Origin of the sequence: Ancylobacter mangrovi (genome assembly GCF_024752335.1) — a bacterium.
Taxonomy (GTDB): domain Bacteria; phylum Pseudomonadota; class Alphaproteobacteria; order Rhizobiales; family Xanthobacteraceae; genus Ancylobacter; species Ancylobacter mangrovi.
This window is the reverse complement of record NZ_JANTHY010000001.1, coordinates 1-25,642: the sequence shown is the minus strand read 5'-3', so window position 1 is coordinate 25,642 and position 25,642 is coordinate 1. Positions and strand designations below refer to the sequence as shown.

17 protein-coding genes, 1 tRNA gene and 1 pseudogene are annotated in these 25,642 nt (G+C 69.9%); 14 read left to right on the top strand and 5 right to left on the bottom strand.

Features of this window, described 5'->3' with window-relative positions; all coding sequences use genetic code 11:
• The first annotated feature begins 59 nt into the window (after positions 1 to 59).
• From NVS83_RS00085 to NVS83_RS00075, 3 genes are read left to right on the top strand one after another with little or no spacing between them, the layout of a single operon-like run.
• Positions 60 to 7,388 carry a type I polyketide synthase gene (locus NVS83_RS00085; protein WP_258737499.1) on the top strand — a complete coding sequence of 2,443 codons (7,329 nt, stop codon included), beginning with the start codon at positions 60 to 62 and terminating at the stop codon, positions 7,386 to 7,388.
• Complete coding sequence (locus tag NVS83_RS00080) at positions 7,385 to 8,776, top strand: aminotransferase class I/II-fold pyridoxal phosphate-dependent enzyme (protein ID WP_258737498.1); 1,392 nt, start codon at positions 7,385 to 7,387, stop codon at positions 8,774 to 8,776. The genes NVS83_RS00085 and NVS83_RS00080 overlap by 4 nt, the downstream gene beginning before the upstream one ends.
• Before the next feature lies 1 nt (position 8,777).
• Positions 8,778 to 10,277 (top strand): glycosyltransferase family 4 protein, encoded by a 1,500-nt coding sequence (locus NVS83_RS00075; RefSeq protein ID WP_258737497.1) that lies wholly within the window; start codon positions 8,778 to 8,780, stop codon positions 10,275 to 10,277.
• A gap of 44 nt (positions 10,278 to 10,321) precedes the next feature.
• On the opposite strand, the pseudogene NVS83_RS00070 reads toward NVS83_RS00075, so the two are convergent.
• Positions 10,322 to 11,473, bottom strand: a pseudogene (locus tag NVS83_RS00070) (LTA synthase family protein); the annotation flags it as partial.
• 324 nt (positions 11,474 to 11,797) lie between these two features.
• On the opposite strand from NVS83_RS00070, the gene NVS83_RS00065 reads away from it, so the two are divergent.
• The 7 genes from NVS83_RS00065 (at position 11,798) to NVS83_RS00035 (ending at position 19,226) form a co-directional block, all read left to right on the top strand.
• Positions 11,798 to 13,219, top strand: coding sequence for a KpsE/RkpR family capsule polysaccharide export protein (locus NVS83_RS00065; RefSeq protein ID WP_258737496.1), 1,422 nt, complete (start codon positions 11,798 to 11,800; stop codon positions 13,217 to 13,219).
• 18 nt (positions 13,220 to 13,237) lie between these two features.
• Positions 13,238 to 14,065, top strand: coding sequence for an ABC transporter permease (locus NVS83_RS00060; protein ID WP_258731479.1), 828 nt, complete (start codon positions 13,238 to 13,240; stop codon positions 14,063 to 14,065).
• Positions 14,062 to 14,808: an ABC transporter ATP-binding protein gene (locus tag NVS83_RS00055; RefSeq protein ID WP_258737495.1), complete on the top strand. Its 747-nt coding sequence runs from the start codon at positions 14,062 to 14,064 to the stop codon at positions 14,806 to 14,808. The genes NVS83_RS00060 and NVS83_RS00055 overlap by 4 nt, the downstream gene beginning before the upstream one ends.
• Before the next feature lie 56 nt (positions 14,809 to 14,864).
• Complete coding sequence (locus NVS83_RS00050) at positions 14,865 to 15,065, top strand: hypothetical protein (RefSeq protein WP_258731481.1); 201 nt, start codon at positions 14,865 to 14,867, stop codon at positions 15,063 to 15,065.
• Positions 15,066 to 15,403: 338 nt separating this feature from the next.
• On the top strand, positions 15,404 to 16,456 hold the full coding sequence (locus tag NVS83_RS00045; protein WP_258731482.1) for a polysaccharide biosynthesis/export family protein: 1,053 nt from the start codon (positions 15,404 to 15,406) through the stop codon (positions 16,454 to 16,456).
• Between the two features lie 28 nt (positions 16,457 to 16,484).
• A complete protein-coding gene (locus tag NVS83_RS00040; RefSeq protein ID WP_258737494.1) occupies positions 16,485 to 17,636 on the top strand; it encodes a hypothetical protein in 1,152 nt (383 codons plus the stop codon).
• Positions 17,637 to 17,726: 90 nt separating this feature from the next.
• On the top strand, positions 17,727 to 19,226 hold the full coding sequence (locus NVS83_RS00035) for a phosphomannomutase/phosphoglucomutase (RefSeq protein WP_258737493.1): 1,500 nt from the start codon (positions 17,727 to 17,729) through the stop codon (positions 19,224 to 19,226).
• 129 nt (positions 19,227 to 19,355) lie between these two features.
• Here NVS83_RS00035 and NVS83_RS00030 read toward each other — a convergent pair.
• Positions 19,356 to 19,432: transfer RNA gene (locus tag NVS83_RS00030), tRNA-Met, on the bottom strand.
• 165 nt (positions 19,433 to 19,597) lie between these two features.
• Here NVS83_RS00030 and NVS83_RS00025 point away from each other — a divergent pair.
• From NVS83_RS00025 to NVS83_RS00010, 4 genes are all read left to right on the top strand, one after another.
• On the top strand, positions 19,598 to 20,521 hold the full coding sequence (locus tag NVS83_RS00025; protein WP_258737492.1) for a CHAD domain-containing protein: 924 nt from the start codon (positions 19,598 to 19,600) through the stop codon (positions 20,519 to 20,521).
• A 29-nt stretch (positions 20,522 to 20,550) separates the two neighbouring features.
• A complete protein-coding gene (locus NVS83_RS00020) occupies positions 20,551 to 21,492 on the top strand; it encodes a LysR family transcriptional regulator (protein ID WP_258737491.1) in 942 nt (313 codons plus the stop codon).
• Between the two features lie 274 nt (positions 21,493 to 21,766).
• Positions 21,767 to 22,972 (top strand): NAD-dependent formate dehydrogenase, encoded by a 1,206-nt coding sequence (locus NVS83_RS00015; RefSeq protein ID WP_258737490.1) that lies wholly within the window; start codon positions 21,767 to 21,769, stop codon positions 22,970 to 22,972.
• 202 nt (positions 22,973 to 23,174) lie between these two features.
• Complete coding sequence (locus tag NVS83_RS00010) at positions 23,175 to 24,146, top strand: aldo/keto reductase (protein ID WP_258737489.1); 972 nt, start codon at positions 23,175 to 23,177, stop codon at positions 24,144 to 24,146.
• Positions 24,147 to 24,755: 609 nt separating this feature from the next.
• On the opposite strand, the gene NVS83_RS23510 is transcribed toward NVS83_RS00010, so the two are convergent.
• The 3 genes from NVS83_RS23510 to NVS83_RS23500 are packed head-to-tail and all read right to left on the bottom strand — an operon-like array spanning position 24,756 to position 25,284.
• Entirely contained in the window at positions 24,756 to 24,989 is a 234-nt protein-coding gene (locus NVS83_RS23510) for an integrase core domain-containing protein (protein ID WP_374114999.1), read from the bottom strand.
• On the bottom strand, positions 24,908 to 25,111 hold the full coding sequence (locus NVS83_RS23505; RefSeq protein WP_374114998.1) for an integrase core domain-containing protein: 204 nt from the start codon (positions 25,109 to 25,111) through the stop codon (positions 24,908 to 24,910). The genes NVS83_RS23510 and NVS83_RS23505 overlap by 82 nt, the downstream gene beginning before the upstream one ends.
• On the bottom strand, positions 25,108 to 25,284 hold the full coding sequence (locus NVS83_RS23500; protein WP_374114997.1) for a hypothetical protein: 177 nt from the start codon (positions 25,282 to 25,284) through the stop codon (positions 25,108 to 25,110). The genes NVS83_RS23505 and NVS83_RS23500 overlap by 4 nt, the downstream gene beginning before the upstream one ends.
• Between the last annotated feature and the right edge of the window lie 358 nt (positions 25,285 to 25,642).

Sequence of the window (25,642 nt, the reverse complement as noted above, 5' to 3'; positions counted from 1 at the left end):
GCAGTACAAGCCCGGCCTGCCGCCCGCCGGGCAAATGACTATTCCTGACGAGGTGTCGATTGGATAGCATCGTTCCCGGCACGGATGCCGCTCTGTCCTCCGCTTTCCGGCGCCCCCCGCACCTGGCGGCTATACTGGGGTGTGCCTGCCGGCTGCCGGGCGCTGCGGACGAGGCCGCCTTCTGGTCGCTGCTGGCGCGCGGCGAATGTGCGGTGAGCGAGATTCCGGCCGAACGCTGGTCGCGCGAGCGCTTCCTGCATCCCTCCCGCAACGTGCCCGGCCGGGCCTACACCTTCGCCGCCGGCGTGCTGGACGACATCTTCGGCTTCGACGCCGGCGCGTTCGGACTGTCGCCGCGCGAGGCCGAGCAGATCGACCCGCAGCAGCGCCTGCTGCTGGAGCTGGTGCGCGAGGCGTTCGAGGACGCCAACATCCCGCTCTCCAGCGTCGCCGGGTCCAATGTCGGCGTGTTCGTGGGCGCCTCCTCGCTCGATCATTCGCTGCACTTCATCTCCGACATCGCCGCCGCGGACTCGCATTTCGTCACCGGCAACGCGCTGTCGATCGTCGCCAACCGCATCTCGCACGTCTTCGGCTTCACCGGCCCGAGCCTCACCATCGACACCGCCTGCTCCTCCTCGCTGGTCGCCTTCGACCGCGCGGTGAAGGCGATCGAGAACGGGGAGATCGACACCGCGGTCGTGGCGGGCGTGAACATCCTGGCGAGCCCGTTCAACTTCATCGGCTTCTCGCGCGCCGGCATGCTCTCGCCCACCGGCCGCTGCCGGCCTTTCTCCGGCTCGGCGGACGGCTATGTGCGTGCCGAGGGCGGGGTGGTTACGGTCCTCAGCCGACTCGATCACGTCAGCGCCGCCGGCTGGACGCCGCGCGCCGTGGTGATGGCGAGCGGCACCAATTCCGACGGACGTACGGTCGGCATCGCCATGCCGGAAGGCCGGGCGCAGCAGCGCCTGCTGGAAGAGCTCTACGAGCGACGCGACATCGACCCGGACGACCTGGCCTTCGTCGAGGCGCACGGCACCGGCACGCTGGTGGGCGACCCGGTCGAGGCGCGGGCCATCGGCTCGGCGCTCGGCCAGCGGCGCTCGACGCCGCTGCCGATCGGTTCGGTGAAGTCCAATATCGGTCATCTCGAGCCGGCCTCCGGCCTCGCCGGCCTGCTCAAGGCGCTGAACGCGCTGGAGCGGCGCGAGCTGCCCGCCTCGCTCCATCTCGATACGCTGAACGAGCACATAGACTTCGACGCGCTGAACCTCGTTCCCGCCTCCGGCACGCTCTCCCTCGACAGTACGGCGCGCCTCGCCGGCATCTCCTCCTTCGGCTTCGGCGGCACCAACGCCCATGCGGTGATCGCCCTGCCGGAAGCCCACGAGAAACCGGCGCGCGCCCCGGCGGCCTCGGCGCCGGTGCTGATGATCTCGGCGCACGACCCGGACGCGCTCTCCGCGCTCGCCGACGCCTATGCCGACCGGCTGGAGCACGAGCCGGAGCCCGAACGCCTCGCCCACGCCGCCGCCCATGGCCGCGCCCGCCTGCCGCACCGCATCGCAGTGCCGGTGAACGAGCCGGATGCGCCGGAGAAGCTGCGGCGCATGGCGCGCAGCAGCGGCGAAGCGGCGTTCCTGCGCGGCTCCGTGCGCGGGTCAGGCTCCTCCATCGCCTTCGTCTTCACCGGCAATGGCGGCCAGTATGCCGGCATGGGCCAGGCCGCCTGGCAGTCGAGCCGGGTGTTCCGCGAGAGCGTCGAGGAGATCGACGCGATCTTCCAGCCGCTCGCCGGCTGGTCGCTCGCCGCCGCCTTCCGACAGCCGCCGGACGACGACGCCCTCGCCGCCACCGAGATCGCCCAGCCGCTGATCTTCGCGCTGGAGATCGCGCTCGCCCGCGCGCTGATGGCGGGTGGCTGCACGCCGGCGGCAGTGGTCGGCCACAGCGTCGGCGAGATCGCCGCCGCCCATGTCGCGGGCGCGCTGAGCCTTTCCGACGCGACCCGCCTCATCCACCTGCGCAGCCAGATCCAGGCGACGACGCGCGGCAGCGGCGTCATGGCCTTCCTCATGGCGAGCCCGGCGCAGGCGCAGGCGTTCATCGCCACCACCGGCCAGACGGACGTCGTCATCGGCGCCGTCAACGCACCGTCCGGGGTGACGCTCTCGGGCAGCGGATCGGCCGTCAACGCGGTGCTGCGCTTCGCGCGCCGGCAGGGCGTGGTCGGCAAGCGCCTCGCCATCGACTACGCCTTCCATTCGCCGGCCATGGCGCCGCTGCGCGAGCCGATGCTGGAGGCGCTGGCGTTTCTGGCCCCGCGCGCCTCGGCGATCCCCTTCGTCTCCGCCATCACCGGCGAGCCGGTCGAGGGCGCCGCGCTCGACGCGCGCTACTGGTGGGAGAATATCCGCCAGCCGGTGCAGTTCGACGCCGCGGTCCGCGCCGTGGCGCGCGACCGTTCCATCGGGTTCTTCCTCGAGATCGGGCCGAAGGCGGTGCTCACCGGCTTCCTGCGCGAGATCCTCGCCGACGAGGGCCGCAGCGCGACCGTGCTCGCCTCGTTGCAGGAGAAGGACAGCGGCGAGGAGGATCCGGTCGAGCGCAGCCTGCTCGCCGCGCTGGTCAACGGCGCGACGGTGGACGAGGCCCGCTTCCTGGGCACGCCAGCCCCGCTCGGGCGGATCGACCTGCCGAAGACGCCGTGGCAGCGCCAGCCGACCCGGCCGCCGCGCACCGCCGAGGCGATCGACCTGACCGGCGCCGGCATCAGCGACCACCCGCTGCTCGGCGCGCGCCTGCGCAGCGACGACGGCGAATGGCGCGGCCTGCTCGACCTCGATTCGCGCCCGTTCCTCGCCGACCACAAGGTCGGCGGCAATGTCGTCGTGCCCGCCACCGCCCTCGCCGAGATGGCGCTCGCCGCCGGACGCGAGAGCCTCGGCACCGACCATCTGCGGCTCGAGGATTTCGCCATCCTGTCGGCGCTGCGGCTCACGCCCGGCGAGGTGACGGAGACGCAGGTGCGCCTCGACGCGATCGGCGCGGTCTCCATCTCGTCCCGCGCCCGCGGGTCGCAGGACTGGATGCTCAACGCCCATGGCCGGGTGCTGGCCGACAGCGGGGCGAGGCTCCCGCTCGCCGGGCCCCCGGCCGGCCCCGCCGGCGAAAGCGCGCTGGAGGGCGAGGAGCTCTACGCCGCCGCCGCCCGGCTCGGGCTCGACTACGGGCCGGCCTTCCGGCTCGTGCGCGCCGCCCGGCGCTCGGGGATGGAGATCCGTCTCGACCTTGCGGCGCCGACTATCCCGCACGAGCCTTACGTGCTCCCGCCGACTCTGGCGGACGCGGCCTTGCACGGCCTCGTCCTCGCGATCGGGATCGGCGCCGAAATCGAGCCTGCCAGTGCCGGCACCGCCTTCCTGCCGGTCCGCTTCGCGGCGGTCACCGTGCGCGGCGCGGCGCCGGCCGTGAGCGCGCGGCTCGTCGTGCGGCGCTGCGGCCCGCGCTCGCTGGAGCTCGACGTCTCGCTGCTCGACGCGGCGGAGGCCGAGGTCGCCCGCATCGAAGGGGTCGAGCTGCGGGCGGTCGCGCTCGCGGCCGGCGACACGCTCGACCACGATTTCCGCCAGAGCTTCGTCCGGCCCGGCCCGGCCCGCACGCAGGCGGGCGAGCAGGCCGGGGCCTTCGTCGACGCGACCGACGACCTGCCCGGCTCGGACGACACGCTGATGCTCGACGCGCTCGCCTATGCCATCGCCCATCGCGGCGTGGCGGAGGTGGCCGGCGAGGAGATGCTGGCCGCCGGAGCGCTCGATATCGAGGCGCTGATCGTGCAGGGCCGGCTCGCCGCCGAGCGCCGCGACACGCTGCTCTCGCTGCTCGAACTGCTGGCCGAGGGCGGGCTCGCCCGTCACTCCGCGGATGAGGGATGGCATGTCCTGCCGCAGAGCGATCTGCCCGAAGCCGAGACGCTGCTGCACGAGATCGCGACGATGGCGCCCGACCGCGCCGCCGAGCTCGCCATCGGCGCCCGCCTCGCCGTCGACCTCGCGGCGCATCTTGCCGGCACGCTCACCATCGCCCACGCGGCCGGCCTGACCGACCAGTGGGCAAACGGTTCGCCCGCCGCCCGCGCCGTCGCCGAGCACGCCGCCGCGCTGGTCGCGGATGTGGCGCGGCAGGCCCAGACGTTGCAGACGGAGACGCCGCTGTCCATGATCCTGACCGAGCGCAACGGCGTCGTCCTCGACGCGCTGCGCCCGCTGGTCGAGGACGGCCTCCTCGCCCTCACCGTGCTGCCCGCCGAACCCGCCGCCCGCCCCGCCCTCGCCGACCGCGTCCGGCCCTCGGCCGGGATGGTGCTCGGCGAGGAGGACGCGCTGCCGGCGGCCGATCTGGTCCTACGTTTCGATCCCCACAAACCGTTCGATGCGTCCAGCCCCGCCGGCCGGCAGATTCTCGCCGCGCTGCGGCCGGGTGGCGCGCTGGTCTCGTGGGACTTCGCGCCGCGCGGCTTCACCCGCCTGCTGGCCATGGACGCGCCCGGCGAGGGCGCGCGCGGCCGGCGCCGGCTGTGGAGCGCCCGGTCGGTGACGGACATAAGCGTGATCGCGGCGCCCGAGATGCAGGCGCCCGCCCACCAGGCCGCCGTGCCGGCGCTCGCCGCCTGGCTTGGCGGGGACGCGCCCTCCTGCCTGATCTCCGGCGATGGCCGCGCGCTCGACGTCGACCCGATTGCCACCGGCAAGGACAACGTCCTCGTCCGGCGCCTTGCGACCGGCGAGGACGCCGGCTCGCTCGCCGCCGCGATGGACGACACCCGCGCCCTGCTGGAGAGCCTGCGAGCCGGAGGCGACGCCCCTTCCCTGCGGCTCCTGATCGAGGGCGACCCGCTCGGCGAATGCCCGACCGCGGCGGCGCTGTGGGCGTTCGGCCGCACGGCCATGAACGAATATCCCGACCTCGACATCCGGCTGGTCGCGCTCGATCGCCAGCCACTGGACGACGCCGCGATGGACGAGTTTGCCCGTGCCATCACGGGCATTGCCGGCGAGCGCGAGCTGGTGCTGGATGCGCACGGCCTGAAGGCGGTGCGCCTCGCGCCGGCGCCGCAGGCCCGCGCCTCGGGCGAGGAGACCGCCGCCCGGCTCGGCATGCAGATGCCCGGCTCGCTCGACCGCCTCGCCTGGAAGGCGGAGCCGCGCCGCGCCCCCGGGCCCGGCGAGGTCGAGATCGCGATCGACGTCACCGCCCTCAATTTCCGCGACGTGATGTTCGCGCAGGGGCTGATCGGCGACGACATGCTGGAGAACGGCTTCGCCGGCCCGACGCTCGGCTTCGAATGCGCGGGCCGCGTCGCGCGGACCGGCGCCGGCGTCGCGGCGCTCAAGCCCGGCGACGCGGTGATCGCCTTCGCGCCGGGCGCCTTCGCCACCCATGTCACCGTGCCCGCCAGCGCGGTACTGCCGACCCCCGCCGGCATGGGCCCCGAGGCGGCGGCGACGCTTCCGGTCGCCTTCCTCACCGCCTGGTACGGGCTGGTGCAGTGCGCGCGGCTGGAAGCGGGCGAGACGGTGCTGATCCACGGCGCCGCCGGCGGTGTCGGCCTCGCCGCGCTGCAGATCGCCCGGCTGCGCGGCGCCCGCATCATCGCGACAGCCGGCTCGCCGGAGAAGCGCGCCCTCGTGCGCCTGCTCGGCGCCGACGTCGTCTACGATTCGCGCAGCACCGCCTTTGCCGAGGCGGTGCGGGCGGAGGGCGGCTGCGACGTGGTGCTGAACTCGCTCGCCGGTCGGTCGATGGAACTGTCACTGCGGGCGCTGAAGCCGTTCGGCCGCTTCATTGAGCTCGGCAAGCGCGACTTCGTCGCCAATACCAGCATCGGCCTGCGCCCCTTCGCGCGGAACCTCACCTATTTCGGCGTCGATGCCGACCAGTTCATCGCCGCCCGGCCGGCGCTGGTCGCGGACATGCTCGCCGAGCTCGGCCGCCTGTTCGCGAGCGGGGCGCTGCGGCCGCTGCCGCACCGCGTCTTCGCCGCCGACGAGGTGCGTGCCGCGTTCCGGCTGATGCAGGGCTCCGGCCATGTCGGCAAGATCCTGATCCGCCCGCCGGCCCATGCGCCGGCGCCCGCGGCGCCGATGCCGGCCTTCGAGGCCGCCGCGGACGGCGTGCACCTTGTGGTCGGCGGCACCGGCGGCTTCGGCCGGGAGACGGCGCGCTGGCTGGCCGAGCGCGGGGCGCGCCACGTCGTCGTCGCCTCGCGCCGCGGCGTGATCGACCCGCCGCTCGCGGTCGAGGGCGCCGAGATCGTGGCCGAACCGCTCGACGTGCGCGATCCGCTCGCCTGCACCGACCTGATCGAGCGCCTGCGCGCCGACCATGGGCGCATCGCCGGCATCGTCCACACCGCCATGGTGCTCGACGACGCGCTGATCCGCGATCTCGACGCCAGCCGCTTCGAGCAGGTGCTGGCGCCGAAGGTCGATGGCGCGCGCCATCTCGACGCGGCGACGGCCGGCCTCGAGCTCGACTATTTCGTCCTGTTCTCCTCGGCCACCGCCCTCATCGGCAATCCCGGCCAAGCGGCCTATGTGGCGGCCAACGCCTATCTCGAGGGTCTCGCCCGCCGCCGGCGCCGCGAGGGCCGCCCGGCGCTCGCCATGGCCTGGGGCGCCATTTCCGATGTCGGCGTGCTGGCGCGCGATGCCGCAACCTCGGAGATGCTCAGCCGCCGCTTCGGGCTCGGCATGATCACCGCCGCCGCCGCGCTGGACCAGCTCGGCGCCTGCCTCGCTGATACCGATATGCCGCCGGTCGTGGTTCACGCGCCGGTCGACTGGGGGCCGGGGCGCGATCTGGCGGTCATGTCCGGGGCGAGCTTCGCCGCGCTGCGCCCGGCCTTCGACGACGCCGCCGAGATGGTCGGCGAGGCGGGCCTCGTCGCCCTCATCCGCGACCAGAGCGACAGCGAGGCACGCCTCACCGTGCTGCGCCTCCTGACCGCCGAGCTCGGGCGCATCCTGCGCCTGCCGGCCGATTCGATCGACCCGACCCGCCCGCTCGGCGATCTCGGCATGGATTCGCTCATGGGGCTCGAGCTCGACATGGAAATGCAGCGCCGCCACAAGGTCGCGCTGCCCATGCTCGGCCTCGGCGCCGGCGCGACCCTGCAGGACGTCGCAGACAAGGTGTTCAGCAAGCTGCGTCCCACCGCCGAGGCGGCGGGCGAAGCCGTCCCGGTGTCGAAGATCCACCTTCCGGAGGAAGGCACCCGGCTGATCGACCGCCACATGCGCAACGCGCCGACGCAGGCGGCGATCGAGGCGCTGCAGGGCAAGGTCGCGGCCGAGAACCTGCGGGACGGGAGCCTGCTGCGATGACCACAACCAACACCCCCACGCAGCTCGACGATGCGGCGAGGGCCGCGCTCCTCGCCCGCATGCGCCAGCGCCCGGCGGAGATGAACACGGTCGCCCGGCCGGTCTACGACACCGCCTTCGACACGCTGCCCGGCTATGACGAGCTGCGCATGGTGCGAGCCACCGGCGAGGCGCTCGGCATCGCCAACCCGTTCTTCCGCCCGCATGAGGGGCGCGCCGGCGCGCTCTCGCGCATCGCCGGGCAGGAGGTGATCAACTTCGCCTCCTACGACTATCTCGGCCTGAACGGGCATCCCGACGTCCGGCGCGCGGCGCAGGAGGCGATCGAGCGCTACGGCACCAGCGTCTCGGCGAGCCGTCTCGTCGCCGGCGAACGGCCCTTCCATCGCGAGCTGGAAGCGCGACTCGCCGGCCTGCACCAGGCCGAGGACGCGGTGGTCTTCGTCTCCGGCCACGCCGCCAACGTCACCAGCGTCGCCACGCTGATCGGCCGCGATGACGCGGTGTTCCACGACGCGCTGATCCATAACAGCATCATCGTCGGGGCCGAGCTTTCCGGCGCCGCGCGGCGGACCTTCGCGCATAACGACCTCGACGCGCTGGAGCGCATGCTGGCTGCCGAGCGGGGCCATTACCACCGCGTGCTGATCGTCGTCGAAGGGCTGTACTCGATGGACGGGGACGTGCCCGACCTCGCCCGGCTGGCGGCGCTCAAGCAGCGTTTCGGCGCCTGGCTGATGGTGGACGAGGCGCACGGCATCGGCGTGCTCGGCGCCACCGGCAGGGGCATCGCCGAGCTGGCCGGGCTCGACCCGGCGCTGGTCGACATCTGGATGGGAACGCTGTCCAAGTCGTTCGCCTCCTGCGGCGGCTACATCGCCGGCTCGCAGACCCTGATCGACTATCTCAAGGTGTCCGCGCCGGGCTTCGTCTACAGCGTCGGCCTCGCCCCGGCCGCCGCCGGCGCCGCGCTCGCCGCGATCGAGGCGATGGAGCGCGAGGGCGAGCGGGTGGCCGCGCTGCAGGCCAATGCCCGCCACTTCTTCGAGACCGCGCAGGCGGCCGGCCTCTCGACCGGCACCGCCGAGGGGCATGCCATCGTGCCGATCATGGTCGGCGATTCCCTGATGGCGGTGCTGCTGTCCGAAAGGCTGCTGGCCCGCGGCGTCAACGTGCTGCCGATCATCCATCCGGCTGTGCCGCACCGCTCGGCGCGGCTGCGCTTCTTCATCACCGCCGCCCACACCACCGGGCAGCTCGACGAGGCCGTACGCGTACTCAAGCAGGAAATCGAGGAGAGTTCCCGGTTCCTGGCCGCGCTCGGATTCGACAGCGAGGCAGACGACGACCCGTCGGATGCGATGTCTGTCCTGCAGGCGAGGACGTGAAATGAAGGTCGTGCTCGACATCACCCGGATGCTGCGGCGCTCGTCCCAGTCGACGCCGACCGGCATCGACCGGGTCGAACTCGCCTATGCCCGTCACCTGCTCGGCAGCCGCGCCTATAAGGACCGGGTCGCCTTCGTGGCGCGGGTGCGCGCCTCGACCTGGTATTTCGACGCCGACGCCGTCGCCGGCTTCACCGAGACGCTGACGCGGCGATGGAAGCACGCCGAGGGGCGTGTCACGCGTCGCGAACTGGGCAACATCGAACGCTTCCTCGACCTGGCGCCGGGCGCCCTCACCGATATCGAGCCGGAGACGCCCCCGCGCGCGGCGCTACCGGACGTGCTGCCCACGCTCAAGCGCCTGTTCTCGCCGGTCAACCTGCTGCCGCGCCTGCTGCGCCCGCGCAACTCGCAGGGGGCGGTCTATCTCAACGTCTCCCATGAGGGGCTCGGCTCCGGCAACGGCATGCGCGCGATGATGCGCGGCCACGGGCTCAAGCCGATCTATCTGGTGCACGACCTCATCCCCCTCACCCATCCCGAATATGTCCGGCCCGGCGACGCGGAGAAGCACGAGACGCGCATGCGCACCGTGCTCGCCTCGGCCGAAATGGTGATCTGCAACTCGCACCATACGCTGGACCAGCTCTCCGCCTTCGCGGCGCGCAGCGACATGGCGATGCCGGCCAATGTGGTCAGCCCGCTCGGCGTGGAAAACGAGTTCGGCGTGCAGGAGCTGGCGATGCCGGAGGTGCACCCGTACTTCCTCACCGTCGGCACCATCGAGCCGCGCAAGAACCACCTCGTGCTGCTCCATGCCTGGCGGGTGCTGGTGGAGAAGCTCGGCCCCAAGGCGCCGAAGCTCATCATCGTCGGCCGCCGCGGCTGGGAGAACGAGAACGTCATCGACATCATTGAGCGCTGCCGCAACCTCGGCGGCCATGTGCTGGAGTGCAACCGGCTGCCGGACGCGCATCTGCGCCGGCTGATGAAGCAGGCGCGCGGCGTGCTGTTTCCCTCCTTCGCCGAGGGCTACGGCCTGCCGCTGTTCGAGGCGATGGCGCTGCGGGTGCCGGTGATCTGCTCCGACCTGCAGGCGTTCCGCGACATCGCCGGCGAGGCGCCCTGCTATCTCGACCCGATCGACGGCCTCGGCTGGGCGCGGGTGATCGAGGACTATGCGCGCCCGGATTCAGCGGCGCGCGACAGCCAGCTCCGGCTGCTGGCGCAGACCCGCGTGCCGCGCTGGAAGGATCATTTCTCCATCATCGACGGGATTATCGACGCCGTCGCCGCGCCCGCCGGCGAGGTGCGCGCGCCCTCCCCGTCGTGGCAGCCGGCCATCAGCTTCGAGCGGAGCAAGGAATTGATCGCCGCCGGCGAGCTCACCGATGCCGGGCGCGCGCTCTCCCTCATCGCCGCCCAGCCGCATTCGAGCACGAGGTGGTCGGTGGCGGAATCCTCGGCCAGCTCCTCATATCCTGGAAGGATCGGCGCATGATCGCCGTAGAACACCAGCAGCGAGCGATCGGTCAGCGCGTCGAGCGCCGCCACCAGCCGGCCGAGCAGGGCATCGGCATTGGCGGCGTGGCGCACATACTGCTCCACCGGATCGGCGATGTCCGCCAGCCGGCCCGGCCCGTAGGGATCGTGCGCCTCCATGGTGACGGCCATCAGGAACAGCCGCTCGCCGGCCTCACCCGCGGACTGGAGCTCGGCGATGATGCGCTCGCCGACCGCCCGGTCGCCGATATAGGGGCCGAAGCGATCGCCCGGCACGAACTCGCCCTCATCGACGAAGCGGGAGAAGCCGAGGCGCGGGATCGCGGCATCGCGCCGGAAGAAGCGCGCATCGTGCGGGTGCAGGAAGATGGTGCGCCAGCCCGAAAGGCCGAGCCCGCTCGCCAGCGACGCGCCGGCCAGCCGGTCCGGGCGCATATAGGGGTCGAAGCGGTCCATGCCCTGTTCGGCGAAGGCGATGCCGGTCAGCATCTCCACCTCGGTGCGGTGCGTGTAAGCGCCGAAGCAGGAGACGGCGAGGCGGCCATGCACCAGAGCCCGCCGGCGCAGCCGGTCGAGATGGGGCAGTTCCAGCGCGAGGCCGTTGCGCCGCAGGTCGGCAAAGGATTCCGACTGCACGATGATCACCGCCCGGTAACGGGTGCCCCCGAGTTCGGCGGCGCTCTCACTGCTCTCCCTCCCGCCGTCGCGGCGCCACAGGGCGAAGCCCGCCGCCAGCGAGACGGAGAGGCCGAGTCTCGCCACGAACGCGTTGGCGGAGCTTCCGAGAAGCTCGGCCGCGAGCGCGGGCAGCCGGCCGGCCAGGGCGCCGGCGCGGGCGATGAAGACCGGCACCACCAGCAGGGCGAGCACCAGCGCGGCGCCCTGCGCGACGCTGCCTTCCGCGCGCGGCTCGATCGAGGTCCAGGCGAGGATCGCGCCCGCCAGCAGCAGCGCGACGAGGCCGAGGCCGAGCGCGGTGCGACGCCCGACATAGAACAGCGCGGGATGGCGCAGCAGCAGCGGCAGGAAGCCGAGATCGCTGAACACGAGCGGCTCGCGCAGATAGTCGTATTTCACGCGCGAGACCAGCACGAAGGTGCCGAGCGTGACCAGCGCCGCGACGGCGGCGAAGAACGGGCGCGCCGACAGGCCGAACCAGAGCAGCCACAGCCAGAGCGCGATCGCCGCTCCCATGAGCCGCGCCTCGCCCGGCACGCGGCCGCCACGCTCGCGCGCGGGTACCGCCAGCCGGTCCAGCCCTCGCGCGCCGATCACGGTGACGGTGGCGCCGATGAGCAGCGTGGCGAGCGTCCAACCCATTTCGTCTCTCATTCCCCTGCCCGGAATACGTCACTGGAAAGCACAATAAGACGCCATTCCAGGTATTTTAAGGGCAAAACTGCGAATATCGCCCGCCCTGAGAAAGAATATATAAAATATATCTCGCATGTTAAGAGATATTATACTATTGGACACCCATATCACCACGCGACAGCGGATTGAGGGAAGCGGCATCACATGAACAAGCTGCACCCGTTTATTGACATGCCGAAGGCCGAGCCGGTTGACGAGAAGACGGCGGAGAAGATGAAGCCCGTGGCGCCGACCCGGAACAAGCCGCTTCGACCCGTGCCGCGCGAGATCCCCGGTGGCGCCGAGGAGGAGGCGCGCACGCCCGTGGCGCGCGCCAAGCCGACGCGCCCCGTCATCAAGCGCGAAGGCTTCCGCCTGCCCGGCATCGACATCGCCGATCTGGTCGCCGACCTGCCGCGCAAGGCGCACAAGCGCCGCTCGGTCGGGCTGTGGGCCTCGTTCCTGCTGATGGTGGCGGTGCCGACCCTCGCGGCCGGGCTCTATTACGGCATCTTCGTCTCCAACCAGTACCAGTCGGAATTCCGCTTCGCCGTTCGCACCCAGGACTTCGCGCCCGCCGGCACCACCGCGGCCAGCACCGCGCTCGGCGCGGCGGCGCGCTCGGGCATCTTCACCGACAGCTTCCTGGTGGTCGACTATCTCTCCAGCCGCCAGGCGGTGCAGGACCTGCTCAAGACGGTCGACCTGCGCGCGATGTACTCGCACGCGGGCACCGATCCGCTCTCGCGGCTGCGGGGCGCGGACACGATGGAGAACCTCGTCAGCTACTGGCAGTCGATGATCGACGCCTCGTTCGACCTCGCCACCGGCCTCACCCTGGTGCGCGTGCGCGCCTTTACGCCGGAGGATGCGTACACGATCGCCTCGACGCTGGTGAAGCAGAGCGAGAAGCTGGTCAACGACATCTCCTCGCGGGCCCGCGAGGACGCGGTCAGGTTCGCGCAGGCGGACGTCAACCGCGCCGAGGAACGGCTGCGCGGCGCGCGGGCGGCCCTGCGCCAGTTCCGCAATATCGAGCAGACGCCCGATGCCGCGCGCACCGCCGGCGGCACGCTCGACCTCGCCATGAAGCTGCGCGGGGAGCTCGCCGACCAGCAGTCGCAGCTCGCCTCGCTGCGTACCTACATGGACCCCGACGCTCCGACCGTGAAGGTGCTGGAGAGCCGCATCGCCGCCACCAACAAGCAGATCGCCTCGGTCGAGCGCGAGATCGGCAAGGGCGCGCACGACGCCGCGACGGCCGGCGCCACCACCACGGACGCGACGACGGGCGTGGCGGGCTCGCAGCCGGTGCTGTCGGACGTGCTGTCGAAATATGAGGACCTCGACCTCAGCCGGCAGTTTGCGGAGAAATATTACGACACCACCCTCTCCGCGCTCGAGCTCGCGCGTTCGGAGGCGGCCACCCAGCAGACCTATGTCGCCACCTATGTGCAGCCGGCGGTGGCGCAGGCGAGCGAATATCCCCAGCGCCTGGTCTCGATCCTGATCGTCTTCCTCGCCGCCGGCGCGCTTTGGTTCATCAGCGTCATGGTCTTCTTCTCCATCCGCGACCATGTGGCCTGAGCGGAGGCAAGCGCGGCGATGAGCCTGACCCCGCCATTCGACGACGCGCCGCGCCGGGGCTTCGGCCCCGTCCGGCTTGCGGAAGGGCTGCGCACGCAGGGGCGCGTCGTCATCGCGCTGATGCTGCGCGAGATGCGGCTGCGCTCGGTGCATTCGCGCCTCAGCTACCTGCTGGCGCTGCTGGAGCCGATCCTGCAGCTCACCATGATGATGGGCATCTTCACCATCATCGGCCGGCGGCCGGATTTCGGCACCAGCCTGCTGCTGTTCCTCGGCACCGGCATCCTGCCCTTCTTCCTGTTCACGCACGTCTCCGGGCGCACCACGGGGGCGATCCGCGCAAGCGGCCTGGTGCGCGCGCTCGCCCTGGTCCAGCCGCTCGACATCATGCTGGCGCGCGCGCTGCTGGAGACGGCGACGCTGCTGATCGTGGCCATAATGCTGTTCACCTTCATCTACGCGACCGGGGTGAAGGAAGCGCTGCCGATCCGCCCGATGCTGGCGATCGAGGGCTTCGCGGCGACCGCGCTGCTCGCCATCGGCGTCGGCCTGATCAACGGCGTCATCGGCGCCTTCTTCCGGCTCTGGGCGTTGATCTACGGGGTGCTGTCGCGCTCGCTGATCTTCCTTTCCGGCGTCTTCTTCGTGCCGGACTTCATGCCGCCGCCGATCCGCTACGTCCTGAGCTGGAACCCGCTGCTGCACGGGCTGGAATGGTTCCGCTCCGGCTTCTACCTGACCTATCCGACGCTCACCCTGGACAAGGGCTACCTCATCCAATGCGCCGTCATCTGCCTGCTTCTCGGGCTGGCGGCCGAGCGTGTGTTCCGGGCGAGGCTGATATGATGGCGGTGCAGCTGTCCGACGTCGCCAAGACCTACCGTGCGTCGCACGGCTCGAGGCGCGTCTTCGAGCATCTCGACGCTGTGTTCCAGCAGGGGGTCTCGGTCGGCATCCTCGGGGCGCGCAGCGTCGGCAAGTCGACGCTGATCAAGCTGATCGGCGGCTCGACGCTGCCCGACCACGGCAAGATCCGCCGCTACGGCTCGATCTCGCCCCCGGTCGCCAACACGCAGGCCTATCACGCCTCGCTGACCGGCCGCGAGAACCTGCACTTCGTCGCCCGCGTCAACGGCTTCGACGGCGATGCCGCCGCCCAGTTCGTCACCCGCTTCGCGGAGATGGGCGAGGCGATCGACCAGCCGCTGTCGAGCTATACGCGCGAGCGGCGCTCGCGCTTCCTGTTCGCCGCCTCCTACGCCCTGCCCTTCGACATCTTCATCGCCGACGAGGCGCTGTATGGCGGCGCCGGCGAGTTCCGCGAGCGCTGCGCCGAGCTGGTGCAGCAGCGCCGGTCACACGCGACGCTGCTTTTCACCACACGATCCCCACAGATGCTTCGTAGGTTTGCGGATGTCGGCGCCGTGCTGCACGACGGCCGGCTGCAGATGTTCGAGCGTATCGGCGACGCGATACGCCTGTTTCGCGCCCTCGACACCAGCGCGGCGCCGGAGAGCGACGACGGGCGGGACGAAGAGCAAGACGAGGAGGAACGCCTCGTCGACGAACCCTTCGGGCCGCTGGCCTGAAGTTGCCTTCCATCACTTTCGATCGGGAGGTCCCGATCCAACCTGAAGGAGCCGATATGAACGAACTTCCCGAAATCAGCCGCCAGCTCGAGCGTTTCGTGGCCCGCCGCCTCGTCGAGTTCGACCAGGCGGCCTGGAAGGAACTGACCATCCAGAAGCGCAAGGAGTGCATCCAGGCCGCCCGCCGCGCGCTGAAGGCGGAGCGGAACTTCTTCGCGCGGCAGACGCCGGCCGCTGCGCCCGCCCCGGCCGAGTGATGTCAGCGTACTTCGATACCGGCTGCGACCCAGCCGGTATCGGATACCGTCGATTCGCGCGACGGTTGAGCAACTTTCGAAGTATTTACAAGATTTACCCTCTTGCCGGGCGCGTCTGTTGCGCTTCGGGCACAGGGGGCGAGCTTAATCTGCCGTCTGTCATCGCGGTGTGGATACGAACCTCGATCCGGTTTACATGACCTATTCGAGAATAACAGGGATCGGGCGGCTTGATTATGCGTGGTCCGAAGGCCAGCCTCGCCGGGCTCGCCGCGTTGTGTATGGTGCTCGGTGGTTGTGTCTTCTTTCCCGGGTCGGGTCCGACCACCCAGGAAGTGATGTCGCCTCCCCAGAGCGAGCCCGCCGACTACGAGATCGTCGACGTCGACGCGAACGCGATTCAGGCGATGAGCCTGTGGCGTTCGCCGAGCCTCGCGCGCAGCTTCGGAGCCGGCCGCCTCGCGCCGGAGACCACGGTCAGCATCGGCGACGTCGTCTCGGTGTCGATCTGGGAGGCGAGCCGCGACGGGCTGTTCGGCAGCGGCTCCAGCAGCGACTCGGGATCGAGCAGCGAGACCCTTCCCGGGCAGACTGTGGACCGCGACGGCCACATCAAGGTGCCCTATGTCGGCGAGATCTCGGTGGTCGGCAAGCGCCCCAGCCAGATCGCCAAGACCATCGAGCAGGGACTGACCGGCAAGGCGATCGAGCCGCAGGTGCTCGTCACCCTGCCGCAGCGGACCTCCGCCTCGGTGGTGGTGGTCGGCGACCTGACCGGCGCCGGCCGGGTGAACCTCAACGTCAAGGGCGACCGGCTGCTCGAGGTGATCGCGCAGGCCGGCGGCATCAAGGCCCCGCCGCACGAAACCTTCGTGCGCGTGACGCGCGGCAAGCGCAGCACGACGATGCAGCTCTCCTCCGTCCTCGCGCGGCCCGACGAGAACATCTTCATGCGACCGGGAGACACGGTCTACGTCTTCCGCCGGCCGCAGACCTTCACCGCCCTCGGCGCCGTGAAGAGTGCGGGCGAGATGCCGATCGACCGCGACGACTTCACCGTTGCGGAGGCTATGGGCGTGTCGGGCGGCCTGATCGACAGCCTGGCCGATCCGAGCGGGGTGTTCATCTTCCGCTACGAGCAGGCGGCGGTGGTGCGCCAGATCGATCCGCAGTCGCCCTATCTCAACGGCAACACGGTGGTGCCGGTCATCTACCGGCTGAATCTCAAGGACCCGTCGGGCTACTTCGTCGCCCGCGCCTTCCCGATCCGTGTCGGCGACATCGTCTACGTCGCCAATGCGCCGGGTGCCGAGTTCACCAAGTTCCTGCGCATGGCGCAGACCATCAGCACGCTGGTGCGCTCCAACGCCGTGGTCTCCACCAGCGACTAGCGGGTGGCGTGAGCAACGGAGGCCGGCCATGAGACCGATCATGGCCGGCGGCCTCGCGGCCCTCGCGGCCGCCTTCCCCCTCGCCGTTCTCGCGCCCGTGCCGGCGCGGGCGGCGGAGCCGGGTTCGGTCGGCGACTTCATGATCATGGATGTCTGCGTCGACGCGTCCGACCGCATCGTCGCGAACCTCGTGCCGGGCGATGCCGGCTGCACGCGCGAACGCGACATCCGCGTGGGGGAGACGCCGCCCTACGAACTGCGCAACTTCCTCAATCCGGGCCGGAGCTGCACCGACGATGGCGGCTCGATCATCCGCATCAACCGGCCGGTCGAGCGGAACGGGCAGACGCGCATCGTCTCCTCCAACAGGCCGGTGCCGCCGGGCCCCTGCAGCGGCAGCCGCGACGCGCGGGCGGACGAGGATGGCGCCGGCGAGGGCGGCGCCTCGATTCAGTGGTACGACAAGGGCTACGGCTTCATCATGGGCAGCTACAGCCCTGTGGCGCTGTCCATCTACCAGACGCCGCTGTGCCGCGACGGCGATACCTCCTCCCGGCGGTTCTTCCGCGGCTGGGTGATAGCGCCCACCGAGGTGCCCGCGCCCGGCCAGAGCGGCTATGGCGTGTTCCGCAGCCGCCTCGCCACCGGCGCCGCCTCGTCGCTCCCCGCCGCCTGCCCGACCCGCTACCGCCAGGCGCTGACCACCTGGCTGGTCACTCCGATGCGTTTCACCTCGGGGCGGGAGATGGTGGCGATCGTCTCCGGCCATTTCGCGCAGGCGAGCCGCGACGGGCTCTCCCCCGGCGCGACCATGCAGATGGAGCAGACCTACTGGACCCGCGCCTTCGGCCTCTCGCGCTGGGAGAAATGGGCGCGCGAGGACTGGGTCCACCCGCGCAGCCACCGCCCGGCGGTCGAACTCGCCCGCGAGCTCAAGAAGCGCGGGCGCTGCGGCCCGCCGGCGGGCGGTACCTTCGACATCTCGCTGCGCACCCGCTTCACCGACGCGCCGGGGTCGGACGACCTCTATGCGCGGATGATCGTCGACCCGCAGACCGGCGAGCGTCGGCGTTGGGTCATGACGCTGTGCGAGGACTACACCAACATCCACAAGCGCCCCGCCGATACCCCGCTTGAGGACGTTTCCGCCATCGCCGATCCGGCCTATTGGAGGCCGTGACGTGCCTGAATACCGAGGCGGGCGGCCCGGCAGGTTCCGAGCCGGCTGCGCCGCGAAGCCTGTTTTGTGCAACCAAGAGGTAAGTTTCCCATGTTCCCGAAGCCCTCGGCGTCACTTGTTCCGAACACCTATGCGTATGAGACGGTTCCTCTGGTGAAGCCGACGGGGTTTCGCGAATACGACGCGCGCTGGCTGTTCGGCTCGGAGCTGAACCTGATGGGGGTGCAGGCGCTGGGGCTCGGGCTCGGCACGCTGATCCACGAGCTCGGGGTGCGTCCGGAAGTGGTGACCGGGCACGATTTCCGCGGCTACTCGGCCTCGATCAAGCAGGCGCTGGCGCTGGGGCTGATGGCCGCCGGGGTAAAGGTGCACGACATCGGCCTTGCTCTGTCGCCGATGGCCTATTTCGCCCAGTTCGCGCTCGACATTCCCTGCGTCGCCATGGTCACCGCCTCGCACAACGACAATGGCTGGACCGGGGTCAAGATGGGGGTGAACCGGCCGTTGACCTTCGGCCCCGACGAGATGAGCCGGCTGAAGGAGATCGTGCTCTCGGGCGCCGGGCAGGCGCGCCCGGGCGGCGGCTACCGCTATGTCGCCGACTTCCCCGAGGTCTACATCAAGGACCTGACCGACCGGCCGAAGCTGAAGCACCCGGTGAAGGCGGTGGTGGCCTGCGGCAACGGCACGGCGGGCGCCTTCGCCCCGCGCATCCTGGAGGCGCTGGGGGTCGAGGTGGTGCCGCTCGACACCGAGCTCGACCACACCTTCCCGAAGTACAATCCCAACCCGGAAGACCTCGAGATGCTGCACGCCATGCGCGACGCGGTGCTGGCCTCGGGGGCGGATGTCGGGCTCGGCTTCGACGGCGACGGCGACCGCTGCGGGGTGGTGGACGACCAGGGCGAGGAGATCTTCGCCGACAAGGTTGGGGTGATGCTGGCGCGCGACCTCTCCGCGCTCCATCCCGGCGCGACCTTCGTGGTGGACGTGAAGTCGACCGGGCTGTTCATGACCGACCCGGTGCTCAACGCCAACGGCGTGAAGGCGGACTACTGGAAGACCGGGCACTCCTACATGAAGCGGCGGGTGCACGAGAGCGGGGCGCTGGTGGGGTTCGAGAAGTCGGGCCACTACTTCTTCAACCGGCCGATCGGGCGCGGCTATGACGACGGCCTCGTCTCGGCGATCGCCATCCTCGACATGCTGGACCGCAACCCGGGCAGGAAGCTCTCCGAATTGCGGGACGCGCTGCCGCGGACCTGGTCCTCGCCGACCATGTCGCCGCACTGCGCGGACGAGACCAAGTACGGGGTGGTCGAGGCGGTGGTGAAGCACTTCGAGGCGATGAAGGCGCGGGGCGAGACGATCGACGGCCAGCCGATCCGCGACCTGGTCACGGTGAACGGGGTGCGGGTGACGGTGGAGGACGGCTCGTGGGGGCTAGTGCGGGCGTCCTCGAACAAGCCGGAGCTTGTGGTGGTGGTGGAGAGCCCGGTGTCGGAGGCACGCATGCGCGACATGTTCAGGCTGGTCGACGGCGTGCTGCGCACCCACCCGGAAGTGGGCGCCTATAATCAGAGCCTGTGAGGAACAGGGCGCCGTTCAGGCGGCGCCCTTCGCCAGGTCGTCCCGGCGCTGCCGAACGCGCGCGACGCCAAAAAAGAAGAGGCCGGCTTGCGCCGGCCTCATTCAAATCGTCGATCGTCTTCGTAGTTTTGGTTGCGGGGGCAGGATTTGAACCTGCGGCCTTCAGGTTATGAGCCTGACGAGCTACCGGGCTGCTCCACCCCGCGTCAGAGCCGACTTTTTCGCGTTCCCGGAGGGCCGCGCCGCGTCGACGAGGCGTATCTAGCAATCCCGATGGCCAATTGAAAGGGCTGCGCGCTAACTTTTTGTCATCAGTTCGTCGCGGCCATCGGTGGTAGTGTCGCAAGCACCTGAAGACACGGAGAAATTCGATGGCGGAGCTCAGGGACGACGTGATGGTGGAAGACGCCGCCCCACTCGCCTCCGACACCGACACGCCGCTCGGCCCGCTCGGCCATGCCCTGCTCCACGCGGCGCAGGAAGCGCGGACGGCGCTCGACACCAGGGATCCGGTCAAGTCGGTTCACGACCTGCGCAAGGCGTTCAAGCGCCTGCGCGCGCTGCTGCGGCTCGTGCGCGGCCGCAAGAAGGCGCATGACGCGCTCGCGCTCGAGCGCGCCCTCGCCGACGCGGCGCGACGACTGTCCGGAGCGCGCGACCACGCCGCCCGGCAGGAGGCCCTCGACGACCTCGTGGCCAAGGCGGAGCTCGCGCCCGAACACGCGCAGGCGGCCATGCTCGCGCTCTCAGCGCCCGAAGAGAGCGGTCACGCCACGCTCGGCGTCGGGCCGCACGAGGCCGACCTCAACGCGCTGGTCTATCGCTGCCTCATCGACACGCCGCGCTTCGCCGGTGCCATGTCGACCGGCCAGCTCGTCGAGGCGCTCGCCGACGACTACGCGCGCGCCCGCCGCCGCGGCCGAAAGGTCGATCCGGCGGACGCGGAGGGGCTGCACGACCTGCGCAAGGCGGTGATCGCGCAGCGCTACCAGATGGGCTTGGTGACCCCGCTTTGGCCGCGGCTCGGCAAGGTGTGGGAGGACGAGCTCCAGCGCCTGCGCGACAAGCTCGGCAAGCATCACGACCTCGCCGTGCTGGCCGCGCGCCTCGCGGCCTATGAGCCGGGCGCGCAGGACGAGGCGTGGCACGCCGCCGTCAGCGCCGCCGCCGGGGCCCGCCAGCAGCGGCTCGCCCAATCCGCCCTCCACCTCCACCGGCGGCTGTTCGCCGAGCGCCCGAGGACGTTCCGCCGGCGTATCGCCGCCTATTTTGATCCTGTATCGAAGAAGGAATAAGAGAAGGCGCCCGAGCGCAGGAAGGTTCGATGTTCGTCCGCCAGATGCACTACCTCGTCGCCCTCGCCCGCGAGAAGCATTTCGGCCGGGCCGCCGAGGCCTGCCACGTCTCCCAGCCGACGCTTTCCGCCGGCATCCGCAAGCTGGAGCAGGAGCTCGGCCTGCCGATCGTCGTGCGCGGCCATCGCTTCCTCGGCTTCACGACCGAGGGCGAGCGGGTGCTGGGCTGGGCCCGGCAGATCGCGGCCGACTATGAAAGCCTGCGCCAGGAGCGCGCCGAGCCGGGCGGCCAGCTTTCCGGCACGCTGCGGGTCGGCGCCATTCCCTCGACTACGGCCGCCGCCCCGGCCCTGCTCGCCCGGTTCCGCGACCGGCATCCGCAAGTGAAGGTGCAGATGCTCACCCTCAGCTCGGTCGCGATCCAGCGCGGGCTCGACGAGCTCGACCTCGACGCCGGCATCACCTATCTCGAGAATGAGCCGCTCAATCGCGTGCGCCGGCTCGACCTCTATGTCGAGCGCTACGTCTTCGTCACCCGCCGCGACGAGGCGCTGGCGCGCCGACGCACCATCGGCTGGACCGAGGCCGCCGCCCAGCCGCTGTGCCTGCTCACCTCCGACATGCAGAACCGGCGCATCATCGACCAGGTGATGAGCGATGCCGGACTGGCCGCGCAGCCGGCGATCGAGACCAGCTCGTTCATGGGGGTGTGGAGCTTCGTGCGCAACGGCCCCTGGACCAGCATCGTGCCCGAAGCGAGCTTCCGCGGGCTCGGCGACGCAACGGACCTCGTCGGCATCCCGCTGGTCGACCCGGTCCACACCCAGCCCATCGGCCTCGTGCTCTCGGACCGCGAGCCGCTGAGCCCGGTCGCCGGCGCGCTGATGAAGATGGCGCGCGACCTCTCGCGCAGTCCCGCCGGCGCGGCGCTGCCGAGTTCCGTAATGTCGATTGAGAATATTTTTAAGTAATGGCTGGTTGATCGCCGCCATCTATCAATTCTTCATCCCTTTCGATTTGAACAGAACGCTCCTGCGCCCCAGACTCTGTTCATCGGCGGCGAAGCGGTGGAGATCAGGCCGCGCGCCGCGCCGATGCGGAAACGCCCGTCGCCTCGCCCGCCGGAACCGTTGGCGATGCACGGACCACATCACGATCCGGATCCGGGGCGCCCGCCCCGGCCAGTCGGTCTGTCGCTCCCGCGGCGGAAGCGCTTCCGTGTGCCCCTAGCGAGGAGATGCCAACATGGCAAAGGTACTCTGCGTCCTCTATGACGATCCGATCGACGGTTACCCGAAGAGCTATGCGCGCGACGACCTGCCCAAGCTCGAGCACTATCCCGGCGGCCAGACACTGCCGACCCCGAAGGGAATCGACTTCACCCCCGGCGAGCTGCTGGGTTCGGTCTCCGGCGAGCTGGGCCTGCGCAAATATCTGGAGGCGAACGGCCACACGCTGGTCGTGACCTCCGACAAGGACGGTCCGAACTCGGTGTTCGAGAAGGAGCTCGTCGACGCCGACATCGTCATCTCGCAGCCGTTCTGGCCGGCCTATCTCACCGCCGAGCGCTTCGCCAAGGCGAAGAACCTGAAGATGGCGGTTACCGCCGGTATCGGCTCCGATCATGTCGATCTTCAGTCGGCTATTGATCGTAATGTGACGGTCACCGAGGTCACCTACTGCAACTCGATCAGCGTCGCCGAGCACGTGGTGATGATGATCCTGTCGCTGGTCCGCAACTATCTGCCCTCGCACGAATGGGCGAAGAGCGGCGGCTGGAACATCGCCGACTGCGTGCAGCATGCGTACGACCTCGAGAAGATGGAGGTCGGCACCGTCGCCGCCGGCCGCATCGGCCTCGCCGTGCTGCGCCGCCTGGCGCCGTTCGACGTCAACCTCCACTACACCGACCGTCACCGCCTGCCGGAATCGGTGGAGAAGGAGTTGAACCTCACCTGGCACGCCACGCGTGAGGAGATGTATCCGGTCTGCGACGTGGTCACGCTCAACTGCCCGCTGCATCCGGAAACCGAGCACATGATCAATGACGAGACGCTGAAGCTGTTCAAGCGCGGCGCCTATCTCGTCAACACCGCGCGCGGCAAGCTCTGCGACCGCGACGCCGTGGCCCGCGCGCTCGAATCCGGCCAGCTTGCCGGCTATGCGGGCGACGTCTGGTTCCCGCAGCCGGCGCCGAAGGATCACCCGTGGCGCACCATGCCCTATAACGGCATGACGCCGCACATCTCCGGCACCACGCTGACCGCGCAGGCGCGCTATGCCGCCGGCACGCGCGAGATCCTCGAATGCTTCTTCGAGGGCCGCCCGATCCGCGACGAATATCTCATCGTCCAGGGCGGGGCGCTCGCCGGCACCGGCGCGCACTCCTACTCCAAGGGCAATGCGACCGGTGGTTCCGAAGAAGCCGAACGTTTCAAGAAGGCGGGCTGACCGCCGACCGGCATCCGGCGACGAACCCGCTGGATGCCGTCTCTCCCAAGGCTGACTGGCGCCCCGAGCGAACGGCGGGGCGCCTTTTTCTTTGCCGTGCGCCGCGGCGCCGGGGGGTCGCGATCAAATTAGCGCGCGGACGTTCTCCGACGGCCGGCGCTGCTCTAGCCTCCCCGCATCGGAAATGATCGGGAGAGGCGGCATGGACTATGTGAAGCTCGGCAATACGGGGCTCGAAGTTTCGCGGCTCTGCCTCGGCTGCATGACCTTCGGCGAGCCGGACCGCGGCAATCATGTCTGGACCCTGCCGGAAGACCAGAGCCGGCCGCTGATCCGCCAGGCGATCGAACTCGGCATCAACTTCCTCGACACGGCGAACGTCTATTCCGACGGCTCCTCGGAGGAGATCGTCGGACGCGCTATCCGCGACTTCGCCCGGCGCGAAGAAATCGTGCTGGCGACCAAGGTTCACGGGCGCATGCGCCCCGGCCCCAATGGCGGCGGCCTGTCGCGCAAGGCGATCTTCGCCGAGATCGACGCCAGCCTCACCCGGATCGGCACCGACTATGTCGACCTCTACCAGATCCATCGTTGGGACCCCTCCACGCCGATCGAGGAGACGCTGGAGGCGCTGCACGACGTGGTGAAGGCCGGCAAGGCGCGCTATATCGGCGCCTCCTCCATGCCCGCCTGGCACATGATGAAGGCGCTGTTCACCGCCCGGCTCAATGGCTGGACCCGCTTCGTCAGCATGCAGAACCACCTCAACCTGCTCTACCGCGAGGAGGAGCGCGAGATGCTGCCGCTGTGCCTCGACCAGGGCATCGGCGTCATCCCGTGGAGCCCGCTGGCGCGCGGACGGCTCGCCCGCGCCTGGGACGAGAGCACGCACCGCGCCGAGACCGATGCCTTCGGCAAGACGCTCTATGTCGAGGCCGATCGCGCCGTCGTCGACGCGGTGGGCGCAATCGCCGCCAAGCGCGGCGTGCCCCGGGCGCAGGTGGCGCTCGCCTGGCTGTGTGCGAAGCCCGGCGTCACCGCCCCGATCGTCGGCGCCTCAAAGTCGGGTCATCTGACCGATGCCGTCGCGGCGCTGGAGCTGCGGTTGACGGCGGAGGAGATCGCGCAGTTGGAGGGGCCGTATGTGCCGCACCGGGTGGCGGGGTTCAGCTGAGGGGGCCGGGAGTCGGCGGTGGGGAACGAACGGTGCCGTGCCAGCCTCGGGGTGCGATCGACTGCCGGCTGTGTTGCTGCATGTGTGCAGGCGGGATCCGCCATGGGTGTTGAGTGCCGCCCGCGGGTGCCACACCTCGAAAGCGTCCCGGCCAGTCTCGGCCGCTCCAGTGGCGATGGCGCAAGGATTTTTAACAGCGAGTTCTTGGGCGCAGCCCGCGCAAAGCGTATTGAGCTCCCTGAATGTGCAGTCTCGTTCTAGCCCAACCGGGGCGGGTCGACGCCGGAGATCCGGGACAATGGAACGCCAGCGGTTTACTTGCGCTCCGTCCCTCCTAAGGCAGATGCCTCGTCGTTATCCGGCGGTTCTCTGCACGCGAGAGTGTCGATCGTCTCGCAGCCGCCCTTTGGCTCTGATCGTCGGGAAAAGCTCGACGGGAGCCAGACGGTCGCCGGCGAACAGTCGTGGGCATGCGCACGCTCCAACGGAATACCCATTGGCTGTCCGTTCGTCGGCAGACGGGGCCCCGATAGCCGCACGTCCGGTTACGTGACCTAAGCCCCTTTTCTCCTCCGGCTTAGGAGAAAGTCCGAGGGTTGATTTTTGGCCTCAGGCGGCGTGGGTTTCCAGTGCGATTGCTGCGGCGAACTCGGCGGGGGATCGATTGCCGAGAGCTGAATGAGGGCGGTTCAGGTTGTAGTCCTCCTCCCACGAGGCGATAGCGGCACGGGCTTGGCCCAGGCTCGAGAAGAGGGTCTCGTTCAGGCACTCGTCCCTGAACGACCGTTGAAGCTTTCGACGAAACCGTTCTGCATCGGCTTGCCGGGAGCGATGTGGTGCCACTCGACGCCGCTCTGCTGGCACCATTTGAGAACGGCCATCGACGTCGGCTCGGTGCCATTGTCGGAAACGATGGTCGCAGGCCTGCCCCGGATGGCGAGCAGCGCATCGAGTTCGCGTGTCACCCGAGAGCGAGATGTCGGCCACCAGCGCCGGGCACTCCCGGCTGAAGTCGTCGACGACGGCCAGCACCCGGAAACGCCGACCGTCCGTGAAGGCATCCGAAGGTCACCGAGGAGATGCCATGCTTGCGGCAGACGTCAGCGGTCTTCGCGCCCGCTTCCTGCTCCTTCAGCATCCCGATGATCTGTTCCTCTGTGAACCGTGGGGCTCGCATCGTCCGTCTCCATGATCGACGGACTCTACCTAAATCTGGAGGAGGATCCGGATCTCAGGTCAAAGCGGGCATTGCCGGTTGCCATTCCGCGCATCGGCGGGCCGCGGCAGCGATGTTGCGCCGCCCACCGGTGGCGCACTCGGTCGACTTGCTCGCCGCTGGCCCCTTCCCCCGCCTTCCCTTGCGCCGCAGACGCACAAAACCCCGCTTGTGGTTTGAGCCACGGGCGGGGTTTTGAGTGTTTGGTATCGTATGAGAAGCGCGCTGTTCTTTGCAGGCCTGGCGGCGACCTACTCTCCCAGGTCTTGAGACATAGTAC